This is a genomic window from Desulfobacula sp. (genome assembly GCF_014237455.1).
Taxonomy (GTDB): domain Bacteria; phylum Desulfobacterota; class Desulfobacteria; order Desulfobacterales; family Desulfobacteraceae; genus Desulfobacula.
This window is the reverse complement of sequence record NZ_JABZFL010000006.1, coordinates 1-25,607: the sequence shown is the minus strand read 5'-3', so window position 1 is coordinate 25,607 and position 25,607 is coordinate 1. Positions and strand designations below refer to the sequence as shown.

At 42.9% G+C, this 25,607-nt stretch carries 21 protein-coding genes; 19 read left to right on the top strand and 2 right to left on the bottom strand.

The window, feature by feature from the left end:
- On the bottom strand, window positions 1-187 hold a 187-nt coding region (locus tag HGJ91_RS01475), incomplete at its 3' end, for a metalloregulator ArsR/SmtB family transcription factor (protein ID WP_291345911.1).
- Between the two features lie 183 nt (window positions 188-370).
- On the opposite strand from HGJ91_RS01475, the gene HGJ91_RS01470 reads away from it, so the two are divergent.
- From HGJ91_RS01470 to HGJ91_RS01415, 12 genes are all read left to right on the top strand, one after another.
- Window positions 371-742, top strand: coding sequence for a helix-turn-helix transcriptional regulator (locus HGJ91_RS01470; RefSeq protein ID WP_291345910.1), 372 nt, complete (start codon window positions 371-373; stop codon window positions 740-742).
- A gap of 13 nt (window positions 743-755) precedes the next feature.
- Window positions 756-1,940, top strand: coding sequence for an ACR3 family arsenite efflux transporter (gene arsB, locus HGJ91_RS01465; protein WP_291345909.1), 1,185 nt, complete (start codon window positions 756-758; stop codon window positions 1,938-1,940).
- Between the two features lie 322 nt (window positions 1,941-2,262).
- Complete coding sequence (locus HGJ91_RS01460) at window positions 2,263-2,928, top strand: CBS and ACT domain-containing protein (protein WP_291345908.1); 666 nt, start codon at window positions 2,263-2,265, stop codon at window positions 2,926-2,928.
- A 12-nt stretch (window positions 2,929-2,940) separates the two neighbouring features.
- The gene (locus tag HGJ91_RS01455) at window positions 2,941-3,447 is read left to right on the top strand and encodes a universal stress protein (protein ID WP_291345907.1); all 507 of its coding nucleotides are present in this window, start codon (window positions 2,941-2,943) and stop codon (window positions 3,445-3,447) included.
- Between the two features lie 2 nt (window positions 3,448-3,449).
- Window positions 3,450-4,379 (top strand): universal stress protein, encoded by a 930-nt coding sequence (locus tag HGJ91_RS01450; RefSeq protein ID WP_291345906.1) that lies wholly within the window; start codon window positions 3,450-3,452, stop codon window positions 4,377-4,379.
- A 60-nt stretch (window positions 4,380-4,439) separates the two neighbouring features.
- Window positions 4,440-6,545: a GNAT family N-acetyltransferase gene (locus HGJ91_RS01445; RefSeq protein ID WP_291345905.1), complete on the top strand. Its 2,106-nt coding sequence runs from the start codon at window positions 4,440-4,442 to the stop codon at window positions 6,543-6,545.
- A gap of 184 nt (window positions 6,546-6,729) precedes the next feature.
- Window positions 6,730-9,579 carry a hypothetical protein gene (locus tag HGJ91_RS01440; protein WP_291345904.1) on the top strand — a complete coding sequence of 950 codons (2,850 nt, stop codon included), beginning with the start codon at window positions 6,730-6,732 and terminating at the stop codon, window positions 9,577-9,579.
- Between the two features lie 319 nt (window positions 9,580-9,898).
- Window positions 9,899-11,761, top strand: a complete 1,863-nt coding sequence (locus tag HGJ91_RS01435) for an ATP-binding protein (RefSeq protein ID WP_291345903.1) — start codon at window positions 9,899-9,901, stop codon at window positions 11,759-11,761.
- A gap of 1 nt (window position 11,762) precedes the next feature.
- The gene (locus HGJ91_RS01430; protein ID WP_291345902.1) at window positions 11,763-12,116 is read left to right on the top strand and encodes a response regulator; all 354 of its coding nucleotides are present in this window, start codon (window positions 11,763-11,765) and stop codon (window positions 12,114-12,116) included.
- A 22-nt stretch (window positions 12,117-12,138) separates the two neighbouring features.
- Window positions 12,139-12,765: a response regulator gene (locus HGJ91_RS01425; RefSeq protein ID WP_291345901.1), complete on the top strand. Its 627-nt coding sequence runs from the start codon at window positions 12,139-12,141 to the stop codon at window positions 12,763-12,765.
- A 64-nt stretch (window positions 12,766-12,829) separates the two neighbouring features.
- Window positions 12,830-13,471 (top strand): response regulator, encoded by a 642-nt coding sequence (locus tag HGJ91_RS01420; protein ID WP_291345900.1) that lies wholly within the window; start codon window positions 12,830-12,832, stop codon window positions 13,469-13,471.
- Window positions 13,468-14,742 (top strand): formate/nitrite family transporter, encoded by a 1,275-nt coding sequence (locus HGJ91_RS01415; protein WP_291345899.1) that lies wholly within the window; start codon window positions 13,468-13,470, stop codon window positions 14,740-14,742. Before HGJ91_RS01420 ends, HGJ91_RS01415 begins: the two co-directional genes overlap by 4 nt.
- Before the next feature lie 150 nt (window positions 14,743-14,892).
- On the opposite strand, the gene HGJ91_RS01410 is transcribed toward HGJ91_RS01415, so the two are convergent.
- Complete coding sequence (locus HGJ91_RS01410) at window positions 14,893-15,705, bottom strand: substrate-binding domain-containing protein (RefSeq protein WP_291345898.1); 813 nt, start codon at window positions 15,703-15,705, stop codon at window positions 14,893-14,895.
- Between the two features lie 555 nt (window positions 15,706-16,260).
- On the opposite strand from HGJ91_RS01410, the gene HGJ91_RS01405 reads away from it, so the two are divergent.
- The 7 genes from HGJ91_RS01405 to HGJ91_RS01375 all read left to right on the top strand — a co-directional run.
- Window positions 16,261-18,438 carry a sensor histidine kinase gene (locus HGJ91_RS01405; protein WP_291345897.1) on the top strand — a complete coding sequence of 726 codons (2,178 nt, stop codon included), beginning with the start codon at window positions 16,261-16,263 and terminating at the stop codon, window positions 18,436-18,438.
- A 9-nt stretch (window positions 18,439-18,447) separates the two neighbouring features.
- A complete protein-coding gene (locus tag HGJ91_RS01400; RefSeq protein ID WP_291345896.1) occupies window positions 18,448-19,851 on the top strand; it encodes a sigma-54 dependent transcriptional regulator in 1,404 nt (467 codons plus the stop codon).
- A gap of 255 nt (window positions 19,852-20,106) precedes the next feature.
- On the top strand, window positions 20,107-21,174 hold the full coding sequence (locus HGJ91_RS01395; RefSeq protein ID WP_291345895.1) for a calcium/sodium antiporter: 1,068 nt from the start codon (window positions 20,107-20,109) through the stop codon (window positions 21,172-21,174).
- A gap of 67 nt (window positions 21,175-21,241) precedes the next feature.
- Window positions 21,242-22,279, top strand: a complete 1,038-nt coding sequence (locus HGJ91_RS01390; protein WP_291345894.1) for a sulfite exporter TauE/SafE family protein — start codon at window positions 21,242-21,244, stop codon at window positions 22,277-22,279.
- A gap of 69 nt (window positions 22,280-22,348) precedes the next feature.
- The gene (locus HGJ91_RS01385; RefSeq protein WP_291345893.1) at window positions 22,349-22,705 is read left to right on the top strand and encodes a hypothetical protein; all 357 of its coding nucleotides are present in this window, start codon (window positions 22,349-22,351) and stop codon (window positions 22,703-22,705) included.
- Between the two features lie 75 nt (window positions 22,706-22,780).
- The gene (locus HGJ91_RS01380; RefSeq protein WP_291345892.1) at window positions 22,781-24,463 is read left to right on the top strand and encodes a PAS domain-containing sensor histidine kinase; all 1,683 of its coding nucleotides are present in this window, start codon (window positions 22,781-22,783) and stop codon (window positions 24,461-24,463) included.
- A gap of 2 nt (window positions 24,464-24,465) precedes the next feature.
- The coding region (locus HGJ91_RS01375; RefSeq protein ID WP_291345891.1) for a hypothetical protein at window positions 24,466-25,607 on the top strand (1,142 nt) is incomplete at its 3' end.

Genomic DNA, 25,607 nt, shown 5'->3' with positions numbered 1-25,607 from the left:
CATCTTTAAAACTCCTTGCAAGCCCTGCATCTTCCAGGAGTTTTAAGTGTTTGCTGGCGGTGGACTGTGCAATGCCAAGGGTTTCTTTGATTTCACACACACACAAGGGACGGGATTGAAGTATTTTCATCATTTTGATCCGATTGGGATCTGACAATGCTTTCATGACTTTTATAAATTGTTTCATTTTAATCCTTTGATTGATCTATATATCGTTAAAATGGAATATAACGATATATTAACGGGGTGTCAATATAATTTTTTCAAATTTTAAAAGATATATGAAAAGGATTATTGACAAGAAACTCTAAAATTTATAATAATACTTAGTTATTTAGCTAATTATACATGAAAGGTCAATATGGACCTCATGATCTCAACATTTAAAGCATTGTCCGACCGAAACAGGCTCAGGGTCTTTGGAGCACTTTTTGAGTATGATGAGCTTTGTGCCTGTCAGATTATAGAGTTGCTACAGGTTACAGGAGCTACAGCCTCAAGGCATATGGGTGTCTTAGTTGCCGCAGGACTGGTAAAAAGCAAGAAAGATGGCCGTTGGGTTTATTATCGTCTGAACAGATCCAATGAAAATTTAACAGGGATGTTTCAGTGGCTGAAGGCAGGATTCAATGCATCTATAGATATTGAAAAAGACTCTATAGCCCTGAAAGAAATCACACTTGTGTCACCGGTGGATCTTTGCAGGAAACAAAGAGGTGAGGAATGCTGCCCGGGAAAATGACAGGGAGACAAAAATGAATTATGATACCAGTGTTGCCAATGAACGAAAAATGACCAGTATTTTTGAACGCTATCTGACCATCTGGATAGGTCTGTGTATTGTCGGTGGTATCTTGCTGGGGAAAATAGCTCCGAACCTTGCTAAAACTCTGGACAAAATGTCTATAACTGTTAATGAAGCTCCCGTGGTTTCAATCCCCATTGCCATTTGTCTTTTTTTTATGATGTATCCCATCATGGTAAAAATTGATTTTGCCAGTGTGGTAAAGGCCGGGAAAAGCGGCAAACCTGTTTTTTTAACCCTTTTTATCAACTGGTGCATCAAACCCTTTACCATGTGTGCTATTTCATTGTTTTTTCTGGGGGTTTTATTCAAAGCCTTTATCGGGGTGGATGCCATTGATCTGGTTAAAATGCCTTTTGGCCTGGACCTGCCTGTGGGTGGCCAGCATGGGGCGGGTATAGTTGTCCTGCATGAAGGGGTAAAAATGTTGCAGATCCCCTTGTGGCGCAGTTATTTTGCCGGTTGTATCCTTCTTGGAATTGCTCCCTGCACAGCCATGGTTCTGGTCTGGGGATATCTTTCCAAGGGAAATGATGGACTGACCCTGGTCATGGTGGCCATTAACTCTCTGACCATGCTTGTTTTATATGGAGTGCTGGGCGGGTTCCTACTGGGTATTGGAAAACTTCCTATCCCATGGCAGGCATTGCTTCTCTCGGTTGCCATCTATGTTGCACTTCCCCTTATTGCCGGTTACTTATCCAGATTGTGGATTATTAATGCAAAGGGGGAAGACTGGTTCAAAGAAAAATTTTTACATGTCTTGACACCGGTGACTATCAGTGCCCTGCTCGTAACCCTGATTCTTCTGTTCAGCTTCAAAGGGGAAGTCATTACAGCCAACCCGTTGACAATTCTCTGGATCGCCATTCCACTTTTTATACAGACGATTTTTATTTTTATCCTTGGGTATGGTGCTGCAAAATTAATGAAACTAAATTATGAAGATGCGGCTCCGGTTGCCATGATCGGGGCATCCAATCACTTTGAGGTTGCTATTGCAACATCAGTGATGATTTTTGGACTTTCATCAGGAGCAGCACTGGCCACAGTTGTGGGGGTTTTGATAGAAGTTCCTGTAATGCTGATGCTGGTCAGTATCTGTAAGCGAACCACTTCCTGGTTTGACAAGTAGGCCCGGCGAAAGCCTTTAATTCCTTGAGCGTTATACCGCTTTAATCAATTTCAAACAGCATGACACCCACATTTGTATCTGGCTATTTGACGCCATAATCAGTGTCAGTTTTTTTTACATGTTGCAAGAATATTGCATGAAATTTTTGAAAAACAGATTGTTTTTCTCATAAGCATAGAGTTCCAAATGCTTATAGACAAGAGACTTTAATCATTTTTACAGAATGGCACGGCAATTGCTGATACTTGGAGATAGGAGGAAAAGTTTTTGTTATTTATGTCCACCAAAACAAAGGATATGAAATATGTTGATAAAGGAATGGATGAGCAGAACCGTAATTACTTTGGAAAACGATAAATCCTTGAATGATGCGTTAAAATTATTTCAAACAAGAGTGATTTCCATGCTTCCTGTTTTAAAGGATGGGAAACTTGTTGGTATCGTAACTGACGGTGATATTAAAAAGGCATCTCCTTCAGATGCTACAACCTTGGATAAGTTTGAAATTACGTCTCTCATGGATACGGTTAAAATCGAATCCGTCATGTCAAAGCAGGTTGACACTATCCGGTCGGATCATACGATTGACGAGGCTGCCGGAATCATGCTGAGTAAAAGCATATCCGGAATGCCGGTGATTGATACTGCAGGCAAAATCGAAGGTATCATCACCAAAAGCGATATTTTCAGGTGTTTTGTATCTTTTACAGGTGTTTCAAACAAAGGACAGATTTTTGCATTTAGCCTGCCGGACAAGCCCGGTATTATAAAAAATTTAAGTGATATGATTAGAAACAGCGGTGGTCGGCTGTGCAGCATCATGACGTCTTACGATGACATAGAAGAAGGGTTCAGAAAAGTATTTTTCCATACATTTGACATTGGACATGGCACCTTTGACAGCCTGGTCGAAAAATTCCATGGGGCAGGGGAACTGCTTTATGTGGCTGATCTGTCAAGGGGGATTAGGATGGTTTGTAAAAAATAAAGGAGAATTGTAATGAGTAAAATAAAAAAAATTTTAGCCTGTGTTGATCTTTCACAATATTCGTTGATGACACTTGAGTATGCTGTGGACCTTGCAAAGGGATCTCAGGCACAAATTATTATTTTCAATGTTATCAATCAGCGGGATATCAATGGAATTGACATGGTCGGTAGTTATTTTTCAAGTTATTTTTCGGATGGAATCAATGTGGAAGACTATGTCAAGGAGGTGAAAAAAGAAAGGAGTGGAAAGATGAAAGCCCTGATCAAAGAAAATTTTTTTGATGAAAAATCCATGATGAGTATAAAAGTTGATACAGGTATTCCTTTTGAATGTATCCTGAAAGAAATCGAAACAGAGGATATCAATCTGGTTGTTATGGCAAATCAGGGCAGGGGAAACGTTTCAAGGGTTCTTTTTGGCGGTACTGCCGAAAAGGTGTTCCGACATTCCCCGGTTTCGGTCGTCAGTGTCAGGGATAAGACTATATTTAAAAGGAGACATAAAAAGGAGACATAAAAATGTCTGAAAATAAAAATAAAATTCTTGTGGCCCTCGACGGATCGGAAAAAGCATTTAAAACTATTAAATATCTTTGCAGTTTTAAACCGTTTCATAAAAAGGAACTTGTTTTGCATAATATCATTACCAAAGTTCCGGAGTGTTATTATGATCTTAAAAAAGAGCCTTTCAGCTATAAAGCGACTTCCCGGGTGAAAGCTTGGGAACTTGGATATAAAGCCGAAATAGAAAAATTCATGGAAAAATCAAAGATGATGCTCATTGCCTCGGGATTTAAGCCGGAAGCTATCCGCATTACCATAGCCCAAAGGAATAAGGGAATTGCAAGAGATATCATGGATGAAGCCCAAAAAGGATATGATGCCCTTTTAATACGGAGAAGAGGTGGTATGCAATCACTGTTACCTCTTGCCATGGGAAGCGTTTCAACAAAACTGGTTGAAAAAACAGTCTGTCTCCCGGTTATGCTGGCAGGAATACAAAAGGTTAATCATTCTCTTTGTCTTGCCGTTGACGGGTCTAAAGGGGCAAAAAGGGCGATTGAGTTTGTCGGCAAAACGATTGAAAATTCAGATTGCAGGATTGTTTTGTGCAGTGTTCTCAGGGATTATGAAGGGTATGATGAAAGGAAGAAGGAAGTGGCAGTTGGCGGTATCGGGACAGCATTTGAAGAAATTGAAGCCGTCATTGAAGAAACTAGAAAACAGTTTGAGTCTGTGGGGATAAAAAGAGAAAAGATTGAGAATAAAATCATACAAGGGGCAAAAAGTCGGGCAAGTGCTATTATTGAAGCAGCCGGGGAAGAGAACTGCGATACCATTGTTTTTGGCAGGAAAGGAAGATCGGATGTGGCCCATTTTGACATCGGGCGAGTGCCCTGGAAGGTCATTCATGGTGCCAGGAAAATGACTGTCTGGATTATCCCTTGATCCCTTCCTCAATTGAATGCAGGAAAAAGATGATTTTCGGTGAAAAGAGGGAGCTAAAGTATGAGTGGATTCAATTTGCACAGACTGTTCAATCCGAAATCCGTGGCAGTGGTTGGGGCCAGTGAAAAAAGGGGATCTATTGGTTTCTCAATTATGAGAAACCTTTTAAAAAATGGCTTCAGGGGAGATATTTTTCCTGTTAATCCAAAGTATAAAAGTATCATGGGCCTGTCTTCGGTTGCCAGTATTGAGGATATCGGATCTGATGTAGACACGGCAGTCATTGCAATATCCATACAGTTTGTTCCTCAAATTGTTGAATCCTGCGGCAGGGCAGGTTTGTCAGGCGTGGTTATCATATCTTCCAGCGGCAGGGAGACCGGAGAAAAAGGGCGAGCGATTGAAGCCAAAATTTTGGAAAAGGCCCGAAAATACAATCTGCGTATTATTGGCCCCAATTGTTTGGGGATTGTCAATACCTCAAAGGCGTTTAACGCAAGTGTTGCCCATTTATTCCCTTTGCCGGGGAAAACAGCCTTTCTTTCCCAGAGTGCCGATATCTGTACCTCTGTTTTAGACTTTGCTGATTGTGAAAAAATTGGGTTCAGCCATTTTGTCAACCTGGGTTCGATGATAGATGTTGATGTGGCAGATATGATCGATTATTGGGGTTCCTTGAATTCTGTGAAAACCATTGCCCTGTATATCGAGAAGATTACCAATATTCGAAATTTCATGAGTGCTGCACGATCGGTTTCTCGTGTGAAACCCATTATTGTATTGAAACCAGGCAGATCCAAAGCCAGTGTCGCTGCATTTTATGCTGGTGCTCCGGGGGGTGAAGATGCTGTTTTTGATGCAGCGTTTCGGCGGGCTGGAATTTTACGGGTTACTGAACTTGAAGAATTGTTGGATTGTTCCGAATTTCTGGCAAAACTGAATCGTCCTTCCGGCCCGGAGCTTAAGATTATAACCAATGTGGTTGATCCGGCCAGTATCGTTACCTATGATCTTCCGGAGCGGACGGCCAGGGGCTTTAAAAATCTTTATCAATATGGCCGTAATATTGAAACTTTATTGGAAATTCCTGTCCGAACAGACACAAAGCTTATCATCAATCGTTCCAAAGCTGAAAATATTATAAAAAAGGCCATTGCCGACGGCGCCCAGAGCCTTACGGAAATTCAGATCAAAAATTTGCTTTGGTCCTATGGAATTCCAGTCAATGTCCCTGATGTAGTCGAGTATGAACTGATGATTGGTGTAAAAACAGACCCCAATTTCGGGCCGATTATTTTTTTGGGGATGGGAGGTGTCCTGACCGAAGCATTCAGGAACACTTCAATGGGACTGCCGCCACTGAATCGCCTTCTGGCAAGACAGATGATTGAAGATACTCAAATATCAAGGATGTTAAAGGGATCCAGAAATTTTGAGTTGGTCAGTATTCCTTTGCTGGGAGAACTATTGATAAGGACAAGCAGGCTGGTGACGGATTTCCCGGAAATCACGGCATTGGATATAAATCTCATAATGGTTAAAAATGGCAGTATAATGGCTGTGGATGGCAGCGTTCTTCTTTCTGTGCCCCGTGTTCCTTCTCCCATGCACTTAGTTATCAGTACCTATCCCTGGCAGTATGAAAAAAAAGAGTATACGGTAAATGGGCATGAATTTTTTATCCGACCTATTCGGCCCAGTGATGCTGATTTGCTGATAGATCATTTTTATTCACTTTCACCAAGAAGTGTTTATATGCGATTTTTTTCGCCTGTAAAAGAATTGTCTAAAACCACATTGATCAAATTGACGCAGATTGATTATGACAGGGAAATTGCGCTTGTTGCTTTGATGGGAAAAGGGCAGGATAAAAAAATAGTCGGGGTATGTCGTATTATACTTGAAGCGGATAAAACCCTGGGGGAATTTGCACTGGCAATCAGTGATGAATGGCAGGGCAAGGGAATCGGTTCATCGCTTCTCAAATTATGTCTTAAGGCCTCTCAGAGCAAGGGGGTAAAGCAGGTTGTGGGGGTTGTCCTGGCTGAGAATACTCAAATGCTGATGCTGGGCAAAAAATTGGGGTTTTCCGTGAAACGGCATCCGGATTCCGGGGAATATGACCTGATCATTGATTTCAAAGATATGCATATTGACTATAAATGATTAAAAGTTGTTTTGTGAGGTTAAGATAAAACATTTATTTTTTGACAACCGAGACCATGAACTAATCAGGATTGTCAACTCGGTTTATGATGCAGATAACGTCTTGGGATATACCCGGAAATTATATTATCCCTTTTTCCATCCCCTGGGCATAAAGGAACTGGCAGAATCTAAAGGACTTAGAATGGCATATTCTATTGTAAACCTTCTTGAATCAATGGAAAGAGGGGAAATAGAAAACCGCCTGCAGGCCCTTAAAGGACTGAAAGATGATATTTTCAGTACGGCTGATGGTCCCATGCCGAAAAACACTGCCAGGGTTCTTCTTCAAATAATGAAAGAGCTTGTCAGGGCAAAAGGCGATGACTCTCTTCAGCTCCATCTGGCCCATGATTTCCGTATGGCGGCCTTTGGCAAACCCAGGGTGATAAGGAAATTGTTGAAGTATTACCATCTTCTGGAAATGCCTGAAGAATGGAACCAGATCACTTTTGACGATCACGTTCATGATGCCAACACTTCGGGCAGGAAATCTCCCACACATCTTATTATGGATGCCTGGATAAAGGGAATTCGCCGGTTAAGAGTGATTTATTATCATTATATTGAACCTAGATTTGCTGCGGAACTTATAGAAGCAGCCAGGATCATGGAAATTGATCTTCGAATAGGAATTGAATTCTGGGCAGGATACCGGGATCGCACCATATCATTTATCTGGGTGTCCAGGGGGCTCCCCGACGTTGAGACATTCCTGTGTTTTCTTTCTGAACCCCAGGTCGTGAAATTTATGGAACAGGGGAAAGCTGTTTTAACCTTTCAGAAGAATTGTGTTTTACGTCTTCTGGATGATTTCAATGAGCGGCAGTTGGATAAAATGTGTCGGGATTTTGATATTGATATGAAAAGGCTTTGTCCCAATCAGTTTTTACGGTTTGCATCTCCCGGACAGCCTTCCATTATTCATCTCGGGGAGTATATTCACTCTGAAGCTGTCAAGGCAATGAAATTACGCATCAAAGAGTTGAATCGGATATTTAGCCTGTCCGATGCTAAAGAACAACAAAAAATAAAAGATCTGGTAGAAAGAATGGATTGTTTCAGTGCCAGAGATATTATTTCTATTTATGTATGCCCGTCATATTATCCTGATATCCCCCATTTCTTTGAAATCTGCAACGATCCTGATGTCCCTGACAGGCTTAAATTGAATTTCAAAGAGCTTCTTAGAAACATTGAACGGCTTCATCATGGTTTCAGAATCACCCTCAATTTGGGGAATCTGAAACCGGAAGACATCCTTGAGATCCTTTATGAGGGCAATGGCCTCATAAACCGGCTTGAAATAGTAAATTTAAAAGATTTTATCGCCGGGAAAACAGATCATATCTTTTCAGTTAATGAGCTCCAGGAAGCCATTAATACCGGAAGCTTATTAAAATTAAAACGGGTGGTCCGTCAAATTATCTGGAGTGTAGATCAGAGTGGATATGCGGATAAGAATGATCGAATGGAAAAACTTGTGGAGATTCTCTATGATATTGATGCCCTGAAAAATATGTATGCGGTACGGCCACTCAAATCTAGAATAGGGAGTGATTCAAGCGGAAGGTCTCACCAGGCATATGGAATGGGATTTGGGATTGTCAAAACTCTGGCTTTCAGGGCCAGAAAAGAAATCAGGAAAACAACCGGGGGCAGGTTGATCCTTCCGGCAAGCATCAAGGTGAACCAGAGGATGACATCGGTTCCGTCAAACAGCGTGAAACCGGTTTTAAAATGGATGATGAATATTTTAAAATACTTGCCCGGGTTTGATCAAATTATGCCGTTAAAAAAAAAGGAATGGGTCTTTGAATCCTTTTCCCTGGACATGAAAAAGAAAGGTAATATTGTTACCCTTGGCGGAATACTAAAGGAGAGTAGAAACGGTGTCGGACTTGATTTGCCGGATACTGAAAAAATTACTACGGAAAAATCATGGAAAACGTTTAATACAAAATTTAAAAACGGCATCAAAGTCTTTATTGGATTTATTCCTGCGTTTCTATGCTTCGCTCTCACCAAAGACTGGTGGTTTCTGGCCTATTTTGGTGCGTTTATCTGGTTTGGCATAACCGGCATCAGAAATATTTTACAGTCTGTTCTCGGGGGCGGTGGAATCCGGCGGACCTCTCTACTCAAATGGGATGATTATATCAGCTGGGAGAGATTGACTGATTCTCTGTTATTTACGGGGTTTTCCGTACCGCTTCTGGATTATGTTATTAAAACCGTTCTCCTTGACAGGACTTTGGGAATAAATATAACGTCCAGTCCGATAGTACTTTATTCTGTCATGGCGCTTGTCAACGGGATTTATCTGTCTTTGCACAATGCTTTTCGTGGACTTCCAAAGGGGGCTATAACCGGAAATTTTTTTAGGAGTATTTTCTCCATTCCTGTTGCAATCCTCTTCAACAGCATGATTGGCGGGATGTTAAGGATGGCTGATACTCCTGGTGTCGATGTCGTTCTGCAAAAATGGGCCGCTATCATTTCAAAAGCAGCTTCAGATACTGTGGCAGGGCTGATAGAAGGAACTGCGGACCGGTTTCATAATATGAGATTGAGGAAAAGGGACATCAAAAAGAAATTCTCAGACCTGTTTGATACCTATTCAAGGCTGGAATTTCTTTTCCCGGAAACCGAAGAACTCAAGATTCTTGAAAAATCCGAAGCCTTATTTAACAGCAGAAATTCTGAAGTAAAGGATCTGGCTGTAATGGTCATTATCAATTCTCTTGATCTGTTTTATTTCTGGATGTATCTGCCGAGGGCAAGAACGGCAATGGTTGATATGGTTTTACGACTGACTCCCGAAGAAAAAACCATTTTTTTGCAGTCCCAGAAAATGCTGAAACATGAACATCATATCAGCAGGCTTTTTGTGGACGGTATTCTTGGCAGGAGTTTTTCACGCCCGCTGTCTTTTTATCTTACCACATATAAAAATTATCTAAGTACCATCAGAAAGATTCATCAGAATAATTGAGGCCTGAGTCCGTCAGTATTTTTTACATATTGTAAAAATCATGTTGATTGCGTGTGATATTATCTGAAATAAAGCCCTTTTGATTTTATCAATATCTATGATTATCAATGATTCGCTGAAAATTAAGGTCATGTATGTTTCTGGCAAGTATCTTGCAGTTATATCATATTGACACGCTATATTGACAGGTTTTGGGAAAGGGCGATAATACGGCCAACAGAGGCAGGTAATGATACATTCGACCCGAATTAAATTTATTTTATGTTTTTTGATCGTATCCTTTTTGGTAGGAGGAATCTCTCTATTTATTGGTAGTCGTTTGTTATACAATACAATGATTCATGAAGCCAAAAATCACAACCGATTGGCCCTGAATGCCACTCATGCCGTCTATAATGCCCGTATCAAATTTATCAAACTGGCCCTGGACATTACCACACTTGGCTCTGGATTCCGTTCTTCGGTCGTTAATAAAGATATTTCAGATTTGTCAGATCGTATCAATCGATTGGCTCTAAATGCTGAATTGGATTTTGTCGGAATTGTAACAGGAGACGAAATTCCATTGTGCAGGCTCAGTCCTCATCAGATCTCGAATCAAATCACTTTGCCGGAAAATCCGCTTGTACGTCATACCATCCGTCATCGTCTCATGACCGCCGGGACAATTGTTTTTCCGCAGGAGTTTATGATCCTTGAAAATCCTGAATTGGCTAAACGTCTACAAAATGTGCCAAAAAACGCACCCGAACAAAAAACAACAGATGCAAATAAACAAAGATCCTGTATGGCGATTGCTGCTGCCATCCCAATATTTGAAACTCGAAGTGGAGGAAATTTGATAGGTGTTCTATATGGCGGAATGCTTCTTCATCAAAACATGCGTATTGTCAACTCGATTCCCAAGTCCTTTCTTTTCGATACTATTCAATCAAAAGCGGATACACCCACCGTCAGTATTTTTTTCAATAACATCTGTATTGTAACCAACATGGTCGATCGAAACGGGAAGCAAACCTTTGGCGCACACGTTCCCGACGACGTCAGGCAGCAGGTTCTGATCAGAGGCAACCAGTGGACAACCCGTCAGCAGGATTCAACCGACCGGTATCTTGTGTCTTATGATCCGATTTGCGATATATTCGGAGAAAGAGTGGGCATGCTGTCTATCGCAGTTTCAGAGTCTAATCATCTTTTTTTACAACATAAATTTATTCTATATTTATCCCTGGCAATTTTAGCAAGCGTCATTTTTGCTATTGCCATGGGTATTTTCTTTACCCATCGGATCATGCAGCCCATCCATCGGTTGATCAAAGCCAGTCAGGAAGTTTCAGACGGCAATGTATCACCTGATCTGGGTCCCATATCCAATGATAAAGAAATAGCAGTGCTGCAGATAACGTTCGGGCAGATGGTGAGATCCATGAAACGAAGAAGGATGGAAAGTCAAACTAAAATAATTCAATCTGAAAAACAGGCCAGTATCGGCCGGCTTGCAGCAGGCGTAGGGCATGAAATCAACAATCCTCTTACCGGTGTATTAACCTATACGCATATGTTGTTGCGGAAAAAAGATATTTCAGAGGATATTCGTTCGGATTTAAATGTCATTGTCGAATCCACGGAACGGATTAGAAAAATTGTAAAAGGATTACTTGATTTTTCCCGCCAGACCCGATTGGATCCGGAACGTATCGATATCAACCGGCTGGCGGCATCAACCATTAAATTAATGGAAAATCAGGCACTGTTAAAGGGTGTTTTAATTGAATTTAAGCCGGGTAAAGATATTCCCATGCTGGTAATCGATCGAAGCAAGATCGAAAGTGTTTTGCTGAATATATTGATTAATGCACTCGATGCAACCAAATCTGCCGATACGATTACAGCCCAGACAACAACGGCAGTATCTGCGAACGATGTGGACCACGGGGGAGTGGAAATTGTTATTACAGATACAGGTTGTGGAATCCTGCCGGAAAATTTAAACAAACTCTTTGACCCCTTTTTTTCGACCAAAGAGGTTGGCAAAGGGACAGGACTGGGCTTATCGGTTTCATATGGAATTGTCAAAGAGCATGGCGGAACCATTAGAGTCCAGAGTGAATTCGGTAAAGGATCGACTTTTTTTATATGGCTCCCTTTAAACCAACAGAACCAGGAAAAACAGGATCGATAAAATGAAAATAATAATTGTCGATGATGAAAGCATTGTTCTTGAAAGCTGTAGGCGAATACTTGAATCGGAAGGGTATGAGGTAGCTTCTGCAGACTCGGTTGATAAAGCCCTCATGGTTATCGATCCGGAAAATACTGCACTGCTGCTGATAGATATCAAAATGCCATTTCGCGATGGCATATACTTGGTAAATGAACTCAAAAAACAAGGCTGCACGATCCCCGTTATATTGATGAGTGGACTCAACACACCGGAAACCATTGCCGAATCACAGAAAATAGGAGCCTGCCAATTCTTACCCAAACCCTTCACGCCGGATGAACTGCTCAAAGCGGTTCGACAGGTCATAACATAAGCAAAAGACGAGGAGAAAACTGATGGAAAATAGAAAAGCGCTTGTAATTGACGATGAGCAGGTGGTTTTAGACAGTGTTAGAAAAATTCTCGATGCGGAAAATTATGAGGTTGATGTTACCTTAAAAGGAAAGAAGGGGATCAACCTGGCCATCAACAATTCATATGATATCGTTTTGACCGATATTCGTATGCCGGACATTGGCGGCTTGATTGTGTTAAGAGATATTAAACGGAGTAAACCGTCATTGCCGGTAGTTATCATAACCGGATACGGTTCTGTCAGTTCTGCGGTTCAGGCGATGAAACTCGGTGCAGCCGACTATATCCAAAAGCCGTTTGATCCCGACCAGCTCATTCAATCCGTATCCAAGGCCATTGATTTATCCATCAGCCAGAAACCGGAAGAGCAGAAGATTATCCATAAGCAAGAGGTTATCAAAGTATTGGAGCTTGCCGCAGACGATAGTCATCTCAGAAATGAGTTGTTATATTACGGATCGGATGCACTGGATGAATTCGATTTAACCGGACCTGAAAAACTGGCCATCATTACCGGGGATATCCAATGGATTGATCAACAAATCGGCCCCCTCACGGCCAAACAGAAACAATGGCTCGAAGCGCGCCTGAGCGCTGAAATCTGGTAAATTTTGCCGGCAGGTGATGATGTTATTATTTAAATAATTAAATTGGCATATGAGGAGATATCTCATGGATAAAAAAAGAATATTGATCATTGACGATGAACAGATAGTTTTGGACAGTATCCGCAAAATTCTGACATCCTATGGGTATGATGTCAGTACGACTTCAACGGCAAGTATCGGGATTCGTCGGGCAACCAATGAACCCTTTCATATCGTCTTAACCGATATCCGTATGCCGGATGTGGATGGTCTGACAGTTCTGCGGGATATCAAACGGGCCAAACCAACATTACCGGTACTTATTATTACCGGATATGCAACCGTGGATTCCGCCATTCAGGCGATGAAACTGGGTGCAGTCAATTATATTGAGAAACCCTTCAGCCCCGAGGAACTGATCCGGGCAGTTGTTGCAGCCATAGACAGTTCATCCAGTGTTTTACAGGAGGAATCGACACTCATCCATGTCAAAGAAATATTGGATATACTGAAAAAAGGAGCGAAAGACCGTAAATTTGCCAAAAAAGTATTTGAGCAGGGTTCGAATACTTTGGAAAAATATCATCTAACCAATGCTGAGAAACTGGCGATCATTACCGGTGATATCGATTGGATCGAAGATCAAGTAGGCATCATTGACTCTAAACGGAAACAATGGCTGGCCGAAGGAAAACAGCTTTCCGACAGAAAGGAGACAGGCCTATGAAACAAAGTATGTTGATTATTGATGATGAAGAAATCGTATTGAATGCCTGCCAGAAAATTTTTACGGCTGAAGGTTTCGATGTGGTCATTACGCCTAATCCTGAGCAGGGGCTTAGGCTTGCTTCAGATTCAGTGTATGATGTGATCCTTTGTGATTGGAAAATGCCGGGTTTTGATGGTTTGGATGTGATCGAAGAGCTTAACCGCCGGACACCTGAATCCGCGCTGGTCATGATCAGCGGTTATCCCACAGTGGGACGGGCCACGGAAGCCATGAAACGGGGTGCTATGGATTATCTCTCCAAACCATTTACCCCTGAAGAAATATCACAAGTGGTTAAAAAAGCGGTTCAAGGTAAATTGAATCAGGAAAAGCATGTCCTGGGCAGATTTGAAAAGATTATCAAGTCTTTGCAGTTCCCCATTCCGAGTATGGAGGATAAAGCTCCCAGGACCATTGCTGAAACTGTGGCCTCCACCGTCGGTGTTGGAAAAGCAAACTCACCCTGGCTGACCGTAACGGTTTTAGGCGTTCTGGCCGGATCTTACATCGGTTTTGGCGGGCTTCTGGCCACGAGTATCACATTTGATATGTCCGCCATAGCGGGTATCGGACTTACTAAATTTATGGCGGGTTCGGCATTCAGCCTGGGCCTGGTGCTGGTAGTCATTGCAGGTGCGGAATTGTTTACGGGCAATAATTTAATGATTTCAAGTGTTTTGACCCGGGAAATTACCTTTGGCAATATGTTGAAACGGTGGGGAGTTGTTTATCTGGCCAATTTTATCGGGTCACTGATTATTGCCCTGCTTTTTTATTTTTCCGGTCTATGGAAAACAGGCAGCGAAGCATTAGGTGTGGCCGCTGTTAATATTGCCTTGAAAAAGGTTGAACTTGGATTCAATGAGGCTCTTTTCCGGGGAATCGGATGCAATTGGCTGGTTTGCCTGGCAGTTTGGATGGCATTGGCGGCTCGACAGACGGTTGGTAAAATTTTCGCCATTTTTTTCCCCATCATGGGCTTTGTCGCCATAGGGTTTGAACATTGTGTCGCTAACATGTATTTTATTCCAACCGGAATATTTTTAAAACATTGGGCTACTACAGCGGCCATTGGTAATATCTCAGCTGATTCTCTGACCTGGATAAATTTTTTATGGAGAAACCTTTTACCGGTGACCATCGGTAATGTAATCGGAGGGGGTGTCTTCGTCGGTATGAGTTATTGGGGGGCTTACCTCAAATCTAAACCAATAGATGTGAAGACCTGATCGAGCAGGCTGCCTTTCCCTCAGATATGCGTGGTGGAACTGTGTTAATAAATTTTGATCAGAATTTATCCCAGGGCAGCTTGTTTGCTGCCCTGAAATTTAATTTGGAATTGGACTATTTCTCGTTCGGTTCATTTACATTGATGGTCGTTATTCAACAGGACAGCACAGCATCCCTCTTTCTTTGATAATAGCTCTTCCTTTTTTAGAGTTGGCAAACTCGACAAAGGCCTTAACCGATCCTGTGGGCTCACCTTTGGTAACCATGTAAAATATCTGGTGGTAAGGATAACTTTGATCATCCGGCTTCTTACCATCAATGCTCAATACCTTTATCTCTGGATGGGTGATCTGAGCACCTCGGGAGATAAAGGATATGGCGCCCACAGGCAGCGCCTCAATTGCCTCTAGAACACGGGTTGATTTATAGGTTAAGTAATCATAGTTTATTTCTTTGTGTTTCATGACCAGTCGCCTGAAGTTTTTATGGGCGCCGGTTTCATCACCGGGAACAACAAGGGTAATCGGCAAATCAGGCCCGCCCATTCCTTTCCAATTAGTGATTCCGCCGGAAAATATTTGCCGGAGCTGTCCCTCTCTTAAATTATTGACGGGCGTTGCTTTCTTGGTAATGATTGCCAGCGGATCCTTACAAAAAGGTGTTTCCACCAATCCATGGTCTTTGTGGCGCTGGTATATTGCTCTCGTGCTGCTGGCGATGTCGGTCATATCCTGCATCACCCGATACACGCAGGAATTCGATGATGCAACAAACAGATCAATGGATATTCCGGTTTCCTTTGTAAAAGCATCCAGCCTTGCATTTTCAAACGCCTCATAAACTTGCGCCGAGCAACTGTATTGTAATTTCTGATCAGCAGTTGCCACTGCCAGTGGGACAACAGCCCACAACACCAATAAACTGGCGACTATTAAACTTGATATGCTAAATACTTTTTTCATGATTTCCCCCCTTCTCCTTATTGAGTTAAAGCATTTCCCCTAACAATTATATTGTTTTTTAATAACATAATTCAATTTACGTGCCAGAGGTTAATACGGGGACCTAAATATGGATAACTTATTATTTTTATTAAATATATATAACCGTGAAACCTGCTTTGCTCATTGGAAACGATTGCCTGCTTTGCTCATTGGGAATGATTATTTTTTGTAAGAAATTTGACACAGTTAAAAAATGAAAAACAACTGGATGTGTCATATAATTTAACAAGCTGTAAAGTTGTATGACATGTTGAAGGCTTCCATAGGTTGGATCAAATTTTTCTGTGTTCGCCTGCCATCTATGGGTATGAGGCATTCTGATATATCAAAAAGTCTTAAAAGATGGGGGAATCGCTGTGGCCTCATTTTTGCTCCTATCTCAATGGTTATTGTTTAATGTTGTTGACTATAGTAGTGTAAATTGAAAAAAATCGGCAAAGGACTGATTTAAAATTATAATCGTATAAAACCCGTGAGCCGCGAGTTCACAATAAATATAGAAAGCATTGGGTTTTGGAAAAATCAAATTCAGGCAGAATCCGGAAATTTAACCTTACGGTTTCCCGCAAGCATCAGCGACCGGGAACGGAAAAAAATATTGTAATAATTGTGGCGCTTACAGCGCTTATCTTTGTAGCAGCAAGTGCGGTTATGTCCCAGTGGTATATCGAGAAAATGAGCAAGATCGTGCGCAGGCAGTTCAATGAGGAGCAGATGGTTATTGCGCACAATGTAAAAAATTTTATTGAGAGGGAATTTTCTTTTTTAAAAAGGGAGATAAACATTCTTTCCAATGAGCTGGAAAAGAACGAAGATCCTGACAGTGCAATGAAGGCAAGCCTGGCCAGGGTAATTGAATGCGGGGTCAGTAAAATCGAATTTCGCGACATGAATGTTGGAGTTGTTTATTCCGGCCACCCCTTCCGGAAGGAAATTTCCCGTTCTCCCCTTGAAGAGATTCCCCCCCTTCTCCTTGATTTTGGCGCCAAAAAAATAAATCAACTGGAAGTCTCAAAGCATCAAATCACACCGTCCGGAATAGTATTAACAATCGTGGCACCCGTCGGCGTAGACGGTTCACGAATCATCTCTTGTCGTGTCAATATTTCATGGTTGCTCGGTCCCTATCTCAAGAATATCCGGTCCGGTCAGACAGGGTATGCATGGATCATTGACGGTGCAGGCCGCTTCCTTTTTCATCCGGACAGCTCATACATAGGCAAGAATGCTTTTTTGGCCAGAAGAGAAAAGTATCAGGATATTTCTTTTGTGGAGATAAACAAGATACAAAAGGATAAAATGCTGAAGGGCCATGAAGGAACAGGAAGGTATGTTTCAGGATGGCACAGGGGACTTACAGGCAGGATGGAAAAGCTGATCGCATACACCTCTGTAACGATTTCAAAAATACCGGCTCAGAAGTGGTCGGTAGCGGTTGTCGCTCCTGTCTCGGAAATAGAGGAAGCCGTAAGGAATCAATACCGGCATCAGTTTTTCATGCAGTTGGCCGTGATATTTACAATTATAGCCGGTGCGTCGATCATCCTGTTTTTTGAAGTGAAGTGGTCCAGACATATGGAAAAAGAGGTCAACCGGCAGACCGAGGAACTCGTAGAATCCGAGGCAAAATACCGATCCCTTGTGGAAAGCGCTGAAGATTTCATATTCACTATCGACCCGAACGGTAAATTCCAGTCCATGAACAGTTTCACCTCAAGTTTTTTTAAATGCAGGACCGAAGATCATATCGGAAAAGGACTGCCATCTTTATTCCCAAAAGAAATGAGCCAAAGTCTTCAGCCACTTATCCGCAGGGTTTTTGAAAACGGGAAAAGCATCAGAAAGGAATTCGGATTTTCCCTTGAAAGAGTGCAGATATTCATTGACGCTAACATGGTGCCGGTGCGGAGCGAAAAGCGAGGTGTAAATTCAGTTCTCTGCATTGCAAGGGATATTACTGAAGACAAAAAACTTGAGCGTCATCTTATTCATACTGAAAAACTGGCATCACTGGGCACACTGGCAGCAGGGGTTGCCCATGAAATCAACAATCCGCTTGGAGTTATCCTGGGGTTCTGCGATCTTATACTGCGGAAAAAAGACAAATCTTCACAAGATTATAAAGACCTTAAAATAATGGAACGCCAGGGACTTCATTGCAAAGAGATCGTGGAAAATCTTCTGGGTTTTGTACGCACGGGAGAAGACAATGGTCACCACCATACCGATTTGAACCTCTGCCTTGAAGCCGCTATCAAGATAGTGAGGCATCGTTTTGAAAAAGAGGGAATCTCTCTGTCCACGGAATTTTCAGACACAATTCCGCTTGTAAAGGGCGATTCCCGGAAACTGCAACAGGTTTTTCTCAACCTGATAAACAACGCTGCTGATGCCATGCTCGAAGGCGGAAAATTGACAATCCGGACATTTATGGACACTCATCTTCACATGGTCACAGTACAGTTTCAGGATGAAGGTATTGCAATAGAGGGCAAGGATATTGGCCATATATTTGAACCCTTTTTTACCACCAAGCCCGAGGGCAGGGGAACGGGACTCGGACTTTTTGTAAGCTACGGTATCATAACCGGTTTCGGCGGAATTATGGAGTGTGAAAGCTGGAAACATCCTTCAGGGGATGCTGCATCCGGCGGTACAATCTTTACTGTCAAACTGATGGTAATATCGTAAGGAGGATGGATGAACAAACGTATTTTGATAGTTGACGACGAAAAGGACATGCTGACATTGATTGACAGGATTATTTCAGAAGATACCCATTACAAGACTGTCATGGAAAACAATCCTGAAAAGGCGCTTGAACTTTTCAGGGAAGAGGATTTCGATGTTGTAATGACAGATCTGAAGATGCCCGGTATGTCCGGGATCAGCCTGATGGAGAAGATCAGAGAGATCCGTTCTGATGTATCGGTAATTATCCTCACTGCCTATGCCACTATAGAGACTGCGGTGGAAGCCACACAAAAAGGAGCTGATGACTATTTGACAAAGCCTTTCCGCAGGGAAAGACTCCTTGTAACCCTTGACAAGGCCATGAAGTGGCAGGGGATCATCAGGGAAAACAGGACACTGCGAAAGGCCCTTGAAAAGAAGAACGACCTTTCCATAATCGGCTCGACCGATGCTATGATAAAAGTTTTTGATCGTATCCGCCAGGTTGCTCCCACATCTGGAACCGTCCTTATAACCGGCCCCAGCGGAACGGGCAAAGAGCTTGTGGCCAGGGCTATCCATCAGAACAGCGGGAGAAGGTCAAAAAAAATGGTTACCATAAATTGCTCGGCAATTATGGAGAATATGATTGAAAGCGAGTTGTTCGGACATGTAAAGGGCGCATTTACAGGCGCTGTGACAGACAAGAAAGGACTGGTTGAAGAGGCAAACGGAGGCACGCTTTTTCTCGATGAAATCGGAGACCTGAAGCCGGGTCTCCAGACAAGGATTCTCAGACTGATTCAGGAGGGGGAATACAGAGCTGTGGGAAGCGTTATAACCAAAAAGGCTGACCTCAGATTCATTGCGGCAACAAACAAAAACCTCGAACAGGCCATCAGGGATAATACATTCCGGGAGGATCTGTTTTATCGACTGAACGTCATCCGTTTAGAAATGCCTCCCCTGAAGGACAGAGCAGAGGATATCCCGCTTCTCAGCTACCACTTTCTCAATAAACATTGTGCATTGAATGGAAAACAGATTAAGGGGATCGCACCGTCCGCCGTACAGGCGCTGGCAGCCAGGAAATTCCCTGGTAACGTACGGGAACTTGAAAATACCATTGAAAGGGGAATCATCTTTTGCTCCGGCGATACGCTGACTCTTCCCGACCTGGGTCTTTCCGGCCCGACAGAGGGCCTCCTGCCCGAGATGAACAGGGGAGAAACCATGATGAATTTCAAAGATGCCAAAGAAGAAACTATCCGGTTTTTTCACGAACACTATATCAGGACTCTGCTAAAAGAAAACAGCGGCAATATCAGCAAGGCGGCTGAGATTGCCGGGATACAAAGACAATACCTCCATCGACTCATGAAAGAGTCGCATATAGAAGCCAATGAATTCAGGGGAACGCGCACATCCTGACACAAAGACTGTCAACTATAAAATGACACCTCTAATTTACACCTGTCCACCAGCAGGTTTTACCGGCTGATACCCTTTTGCTGCCGGGCAATTTTTTAAGAAAATTTAATCTGTATAATCAGACTGTTAACCAATACTTTTATTTTCTCTTTGTTTTGGCATATTTTTTGTAATATCTTTTTATCAATAAAAATGTTGACAAGGAAATAAATTGTCGAGATTTTAAAATAAATTTTGATTTTTAAAGGAGATTTTATGGAACATACTATCTGGGAATGGATCGGGGATGAAGCTCTACTGGCACAAGTTGTCTCAGGCTTGTCTACTCCGCTGTTACTCGGTGTTATTGTCGTCTGTATTCTTCTGCTGTCAAAAGGAGCAGACTGGATGGTAGACGGCGTAGTCAACCTGGCGCAACGGACAGGGGTGCCGAAAATCGTCATAGGCGCAACGCTCATTTCTCTTGGAACGACAGCACCTGAAGCCTTTGTTTCAGTGATGGCAGCATTCATGGGGAATCCCGGTCTTGCATTGGGCAACGGCGTAGGATCTATTATCGCGGACACAGGGCTTATTTTCGGTCTTACCTGCATTTTGGCGGCTTCAGTTCCGGCAAACAAGTTCATCCTTAACCGGACTGGATGGGTTCAGGTGGGATCAGCCACCCTTCTGGTGGCAATTGCCCTGGCCCTTCTTTTTTTCTCGTCAGGACCACCGGTATTGGGTCGGTCTTTCGGCATCTTCTTTTTGATTCTTCTGGCAATTTACATGTACGCAACTTACATGTGGGCGAAATCCGGAAAGTTGGAACTTGAAGAGGGGGATAACAATGATAATAATGATGAACTTATTGGTATATTTCAATGCTGGGTGATGCTGATAGGAGGGCTTGCCCTCGTTATCCTTGGCGCCCGGGTCCTTGTGCCCTGTGCCTCAGAAATCGCCATGAGATTCGGCGTGCCTGATGATGTCATTGCAGCGACAATGGTCGCCTTTGGCACCTCACTGCCGGAACTCATGACGGCCATATCCGCCATTAAAAAAGGACATCCCGAAATAACCGTTGGAAACATTGTGGGTGCTGACGTTCTCAACTGCCTGTTTGTCATCGGGGCGGCAGCAACGGCAAAACCCCTTGTCATTCCGGAAAATTTTTTCTTTTTCCATTTTCCGGCCATGCTCATCATTCTCTGGTCTTTCAGGGTATTTATATCCATGAACAAGGACGGTGTGTTTAAACGGTGGCAGGGTGTATACCTTGTCGGGGTATATATCAGCTATGTGGTTCTTCAGTATGCTTTAAATGTAAAATTACCTGCATAATGATTAAAAAACAGGATTGCAGGGGTAAGATAGAAAACACAAAATATAACTTATAAGGAGAAACAGTATGGATAAAAAGAAAGCAAAAAAGGGTTGGGAAGTGGCCCAGGACCTGGAAAAAGAAAAACAGACCATTGCCGAACGGTTTATGCCTGAGTGGCGCCATATCCGGGCAGCCCTGGGCGGTGTGTTCGTCTTTTTCCTGGTTTTCCTGCTAGGCATCTGGCTTGCGGGAAATCCCTTTGAAGCCACGGTAAGGATTCAGTCTGACTGGACAATTGCCAATGGACTCCAGGGAAATGAGTGGCGCATCATATGGAGCGTGGTCCTTTTAGCAGCATTCTTCGAATTCATGGATGCCTCGGCAGGCATGGGATTTGGAACGGCTTTAACCCCCATCCTCCTTGTGCTGGGGTTTGATCCCAAGCAGATCGTACCCGCTGTTATGATTCAGCAGGGTATGGCAGGTCTTGTGGGTGCCTTTCTTCACCGGGAATTTGAAAATGTGGAGTGGAAATTCAGCCCCATGTCTGAAACAGTAAAGCTCTGGATTATCATCGCAGTGACAGGGTGTATTGCCGTATCGTGTTCCATCATCGGTATTTACAAATTTTTTCCCATTGATAAAATCTGGATCAAACTCTATGTGGCCATCCTTCTTGTGATGATGGGGGGTGTCTCTCTGTGGAGTGCCAGAAAAGACAGGCCCTACAAACCCAATAAAATGTTTGCCTTTGCTTTTCTGGCAGGATTTAACAAGGGTGTGGGCGGCGGCGGATACGGTCCCGTGGTCACCATTGGAGGTCTTTTGTCAGGCGTGCCCGTTAAAAGCATGCTTGCCGTAACAGCCATCTGTGAAGGAACTGTCAGTACCTTTGCCATCATCGTATGGCTGGCCCTTTTAACCAGCGGTGTTCAGATAGACTATATCATGCTGCCCTCTTTTATGCTTGCAACCATGTTTTCCGCCATTGCAGCACCTTATATGACGCGGGTTTTCCCGGAAAAATTATGGAAAATAGTGGTACCGGCCTACTGCTGTGTTGTTGCAGTCATATGCTTTTACAAAATAGCACCCAGCATTTACAAGAAACTGGCGGGTTGATGGCAGCCTGAATAAATATATAACTCCCTCCCTGAAAACAGGGAGGGAAAAATAATAAGGAGAGGTGTGATGAGCAAGAACCAGATGAACCATTATATCCGGAAAAGAACCCAACACTTTGGTTTGTCCATGGTCGTCATGGGCATATCGTTTTTTCTTTATTACCTGGGGCTTTTCGGGAATGTGGACGGACCCCTTGCACCGGGAAAGATAGGAGAATCCCTTGCTGGTATGGGGGTTGAAAAAACCCATATGCTGATGTTTTTCCTGTCGTTTTTCATCATTGCAATGGCATGGAATCATATTTTCAACCTGGTTACTTATATAACCGGTTCCGGCGTTGATCCCGTAAAAAAGGGAGTGGTCAGCCACACGGTATGGGTTGTTGCCCTGGTGTTTTGTGCTATAATAATGTATTGTTCATGAACAGTCCGTAAAAAATGAAGGTCACCTGATTACAGGTAATCGAAGGGGTTTTTTATATATCGGGAGGTGCAGGCCATGCCTGACAGATCTTTTACAATATCGGCAACACGAGACTTTCCTTACTACCGCAAGGTATGGAAAAAGGTGGTCGTAATTCTCATTGCCTCAGCTTTCCTCCCTCTTGTGGTAATCGGTGGTGGCATGTATGTTTACATGGCCAGCATAATTAAACACAAAACAATGGAAGCACTTCAGACGGAAGTTGATTCCCATAAAAATAGTATCGATTCCTTCCTGACCGAACGGACAATGGATTTAAAACTCATATCGGAAAACAACAGCCTGGCAAAAATGATATCCCCGGGAACCATTGAACAGGTCCTTTCCTTGCTTCAGAATCAACTGCCCTGTTTCCAGGATCTTGGCATAATAGGGCAGGAGGGCGACCACCTTGCTTATACCGGACCCTACGATCTTACCACTAAAAATTATAGGGATACATTCTGGTTCAAAGCTGTGATGGTGCAAGGCATATATGTCAGTGACGTTTTTAGCGGTTTCAGGAACGAGCCCCACTTTATAATAGCCGTGAAGCGAAATGAAGGGAAGAACGTCTGGATCTTGAGAGCTACTATTATGTCAGGTCTGTTCGACAATATTGTCACCCAGGTGGCAGGAAACAGGAAAGGCGACGTCTACCTGATCAATAGCAAAGGAGATTTCCAGACAAATCCGAGAAAGGGCGGCAAACTGATGATGAGATCGCAGATTTCGCCCCCTGGCCGCTTTAAGGGAGTACAGGTTGAAGAAAAAGACTCAACCATTACGTTAACGACCTGGCTTGATACGGTTCCCTGGCTTTCCGTTGTGAGTGTTGATAAAAGGAATATTTTTGAAGCATCAAGGAAAGTGCGGAATGTCAGTCTGTTTGTTGTTCTGCTGGCAGGATTTCTTATCGTACTTGCCATCCTCCTTACCACAGACAGTCTGGTGTCGATGCTGGAAGAAAAAAGAAAGAACAAACACCGCCTGGACAGCAGGTTGAGAAGAACAGCCTTCCTTGCATCATCCATGAAACTGTCAAAGGGAGTTTTCAGCGATTTGAACGACATTCTGTCCAATATTCATGTCACAGCTACATTGATGAAAGAGCAGGCCGGGTTGGCAAATTTTGGTGAAACCGATTTAATGACAGGACAGATTTTTTCGGAATCTATAAGGGGGAAAAATCTTATCGACAGCTTTATCCGGTTTACCGCACCGAAAAATCCGGTTATTATGGATGTAAACATTCATATGATTTTAAACCGTATGATCATTTTTTTGAAGACGCCTTTGATTGAAAAAAATATAGATGTCATTACCGATTTTCAGGAGGGGTTGCCGTCTGTCAGAAGCGATGTTGCAGCACTGCGCCAGGTTTTTTTGAACCTTTTATTAAACGCTTCTGCCGTTTCCGGTGCAAACAGTTCAATTTGTGTATCTACATCCATGAAAGAAAATTTTGTAATGATTTCGGTCTCAGATGACGGACCGGGTCTGGGAAATGCGGATATGGAACAAATTTTTGGCCTACAGCATTTGACGAAGCGGGGGGATTGGGGATTTGGACTGGCCATCACCCGGGTTATTATGGAAAGAATAGGCGGGGAGATATCCGTCAGAAACGGGGAAGAACATGGCCTGGTATTTGAAATTCGGGTACCAGAGGAATTTATAGGGAAGTTTTTAGATTCAGAGCTCGTGATTTTGGATTAACAATGCTGACGCGGGAAAACATCAAGCAGGCCATAGAAGCCATTGGCAAAAGAGAGCCTGAAATCGCCTATACATTGCATACCATGCTGGGAAAGGGGGAGATCGACGTGCTACCTCCTGGATCAGAATTCCGGGATGAAAAAAGGCTGTATTTTCTTTTTGGCGACAAGAAACCCTTTGTCAACAAGTACCAGTTTTTCTCCAGCGGTACTCCCTCCCTTGAACAGGTGCTGTTGATTCATTACGGAGAAATGGCGCAAAAGCGCAACCTGTTTCACAGGGAACCTTTCGCAAACCCTGGAAAACATGCTTCGAAAATCAATATGGCTGGCCTCTCGCTGATGCTCAACTATGAAATAGACCTGGCTGCGGACCTGCTGAAAAAACAGATCGCCTTAAAACTTCAAAAAAATGGCCAGGCCAATGAAAGTCCTTTGGTCAAGGTGTTGAGACAAAGGCTCAAAAAACTTGCGAACTTAAGAAACGGCAGCATCGGCCAGAGCAATTTAATAGATTCTGAGGAGGATCCCCGGATACTTTTTCAGGGGGTAATAAACGATTATACCAGTGCTTTTTTTATAAGGTTCCCGTTTTCCCGGGAAAGCCTTATGCAGGCTGCCCGCTTTAATTTGGAGTTTTTTCACATTCGATTTTTATTAAAATGCCTGGTTTCCGGTACAGGAAGTCTGCTGTTTGCCTGTATGGCAAAAGGAGAGTTACAGGGACTGATTTTTCTGGAAATAACAAAAAAACTTTTTTACAGGGGATTTGAAGTAAAATATGTTGCCACCCGCGGCGGCTCAGGTTCCCAATATGATTCTCATCCTGTTAAAGGTGCCGGAACCTTTATAATGGCAGGGGTATGGGCGTTCTGGAAAAGCAATTTTTCCGAGGTAAAAGAGATTTTTCTTGATTCGGAAATCGAAGCGGAAAGGTTTTACACATCCATTGGATTTCACACCAGGGGACTGTGCAGGTACATACTTAAATCTCCCGAGGGAAGGCTTTTGACGTCTATTGTGCTAATGGCAGCATTTTCAAAAAAAATACACCCTTCGATCACAAGTCATCTATGCAAAAGAATTCCCGGACAGGTAAGACTTCTTAACCGCAGGAAAAATATAAGCGGACAGCACAAGAGTGC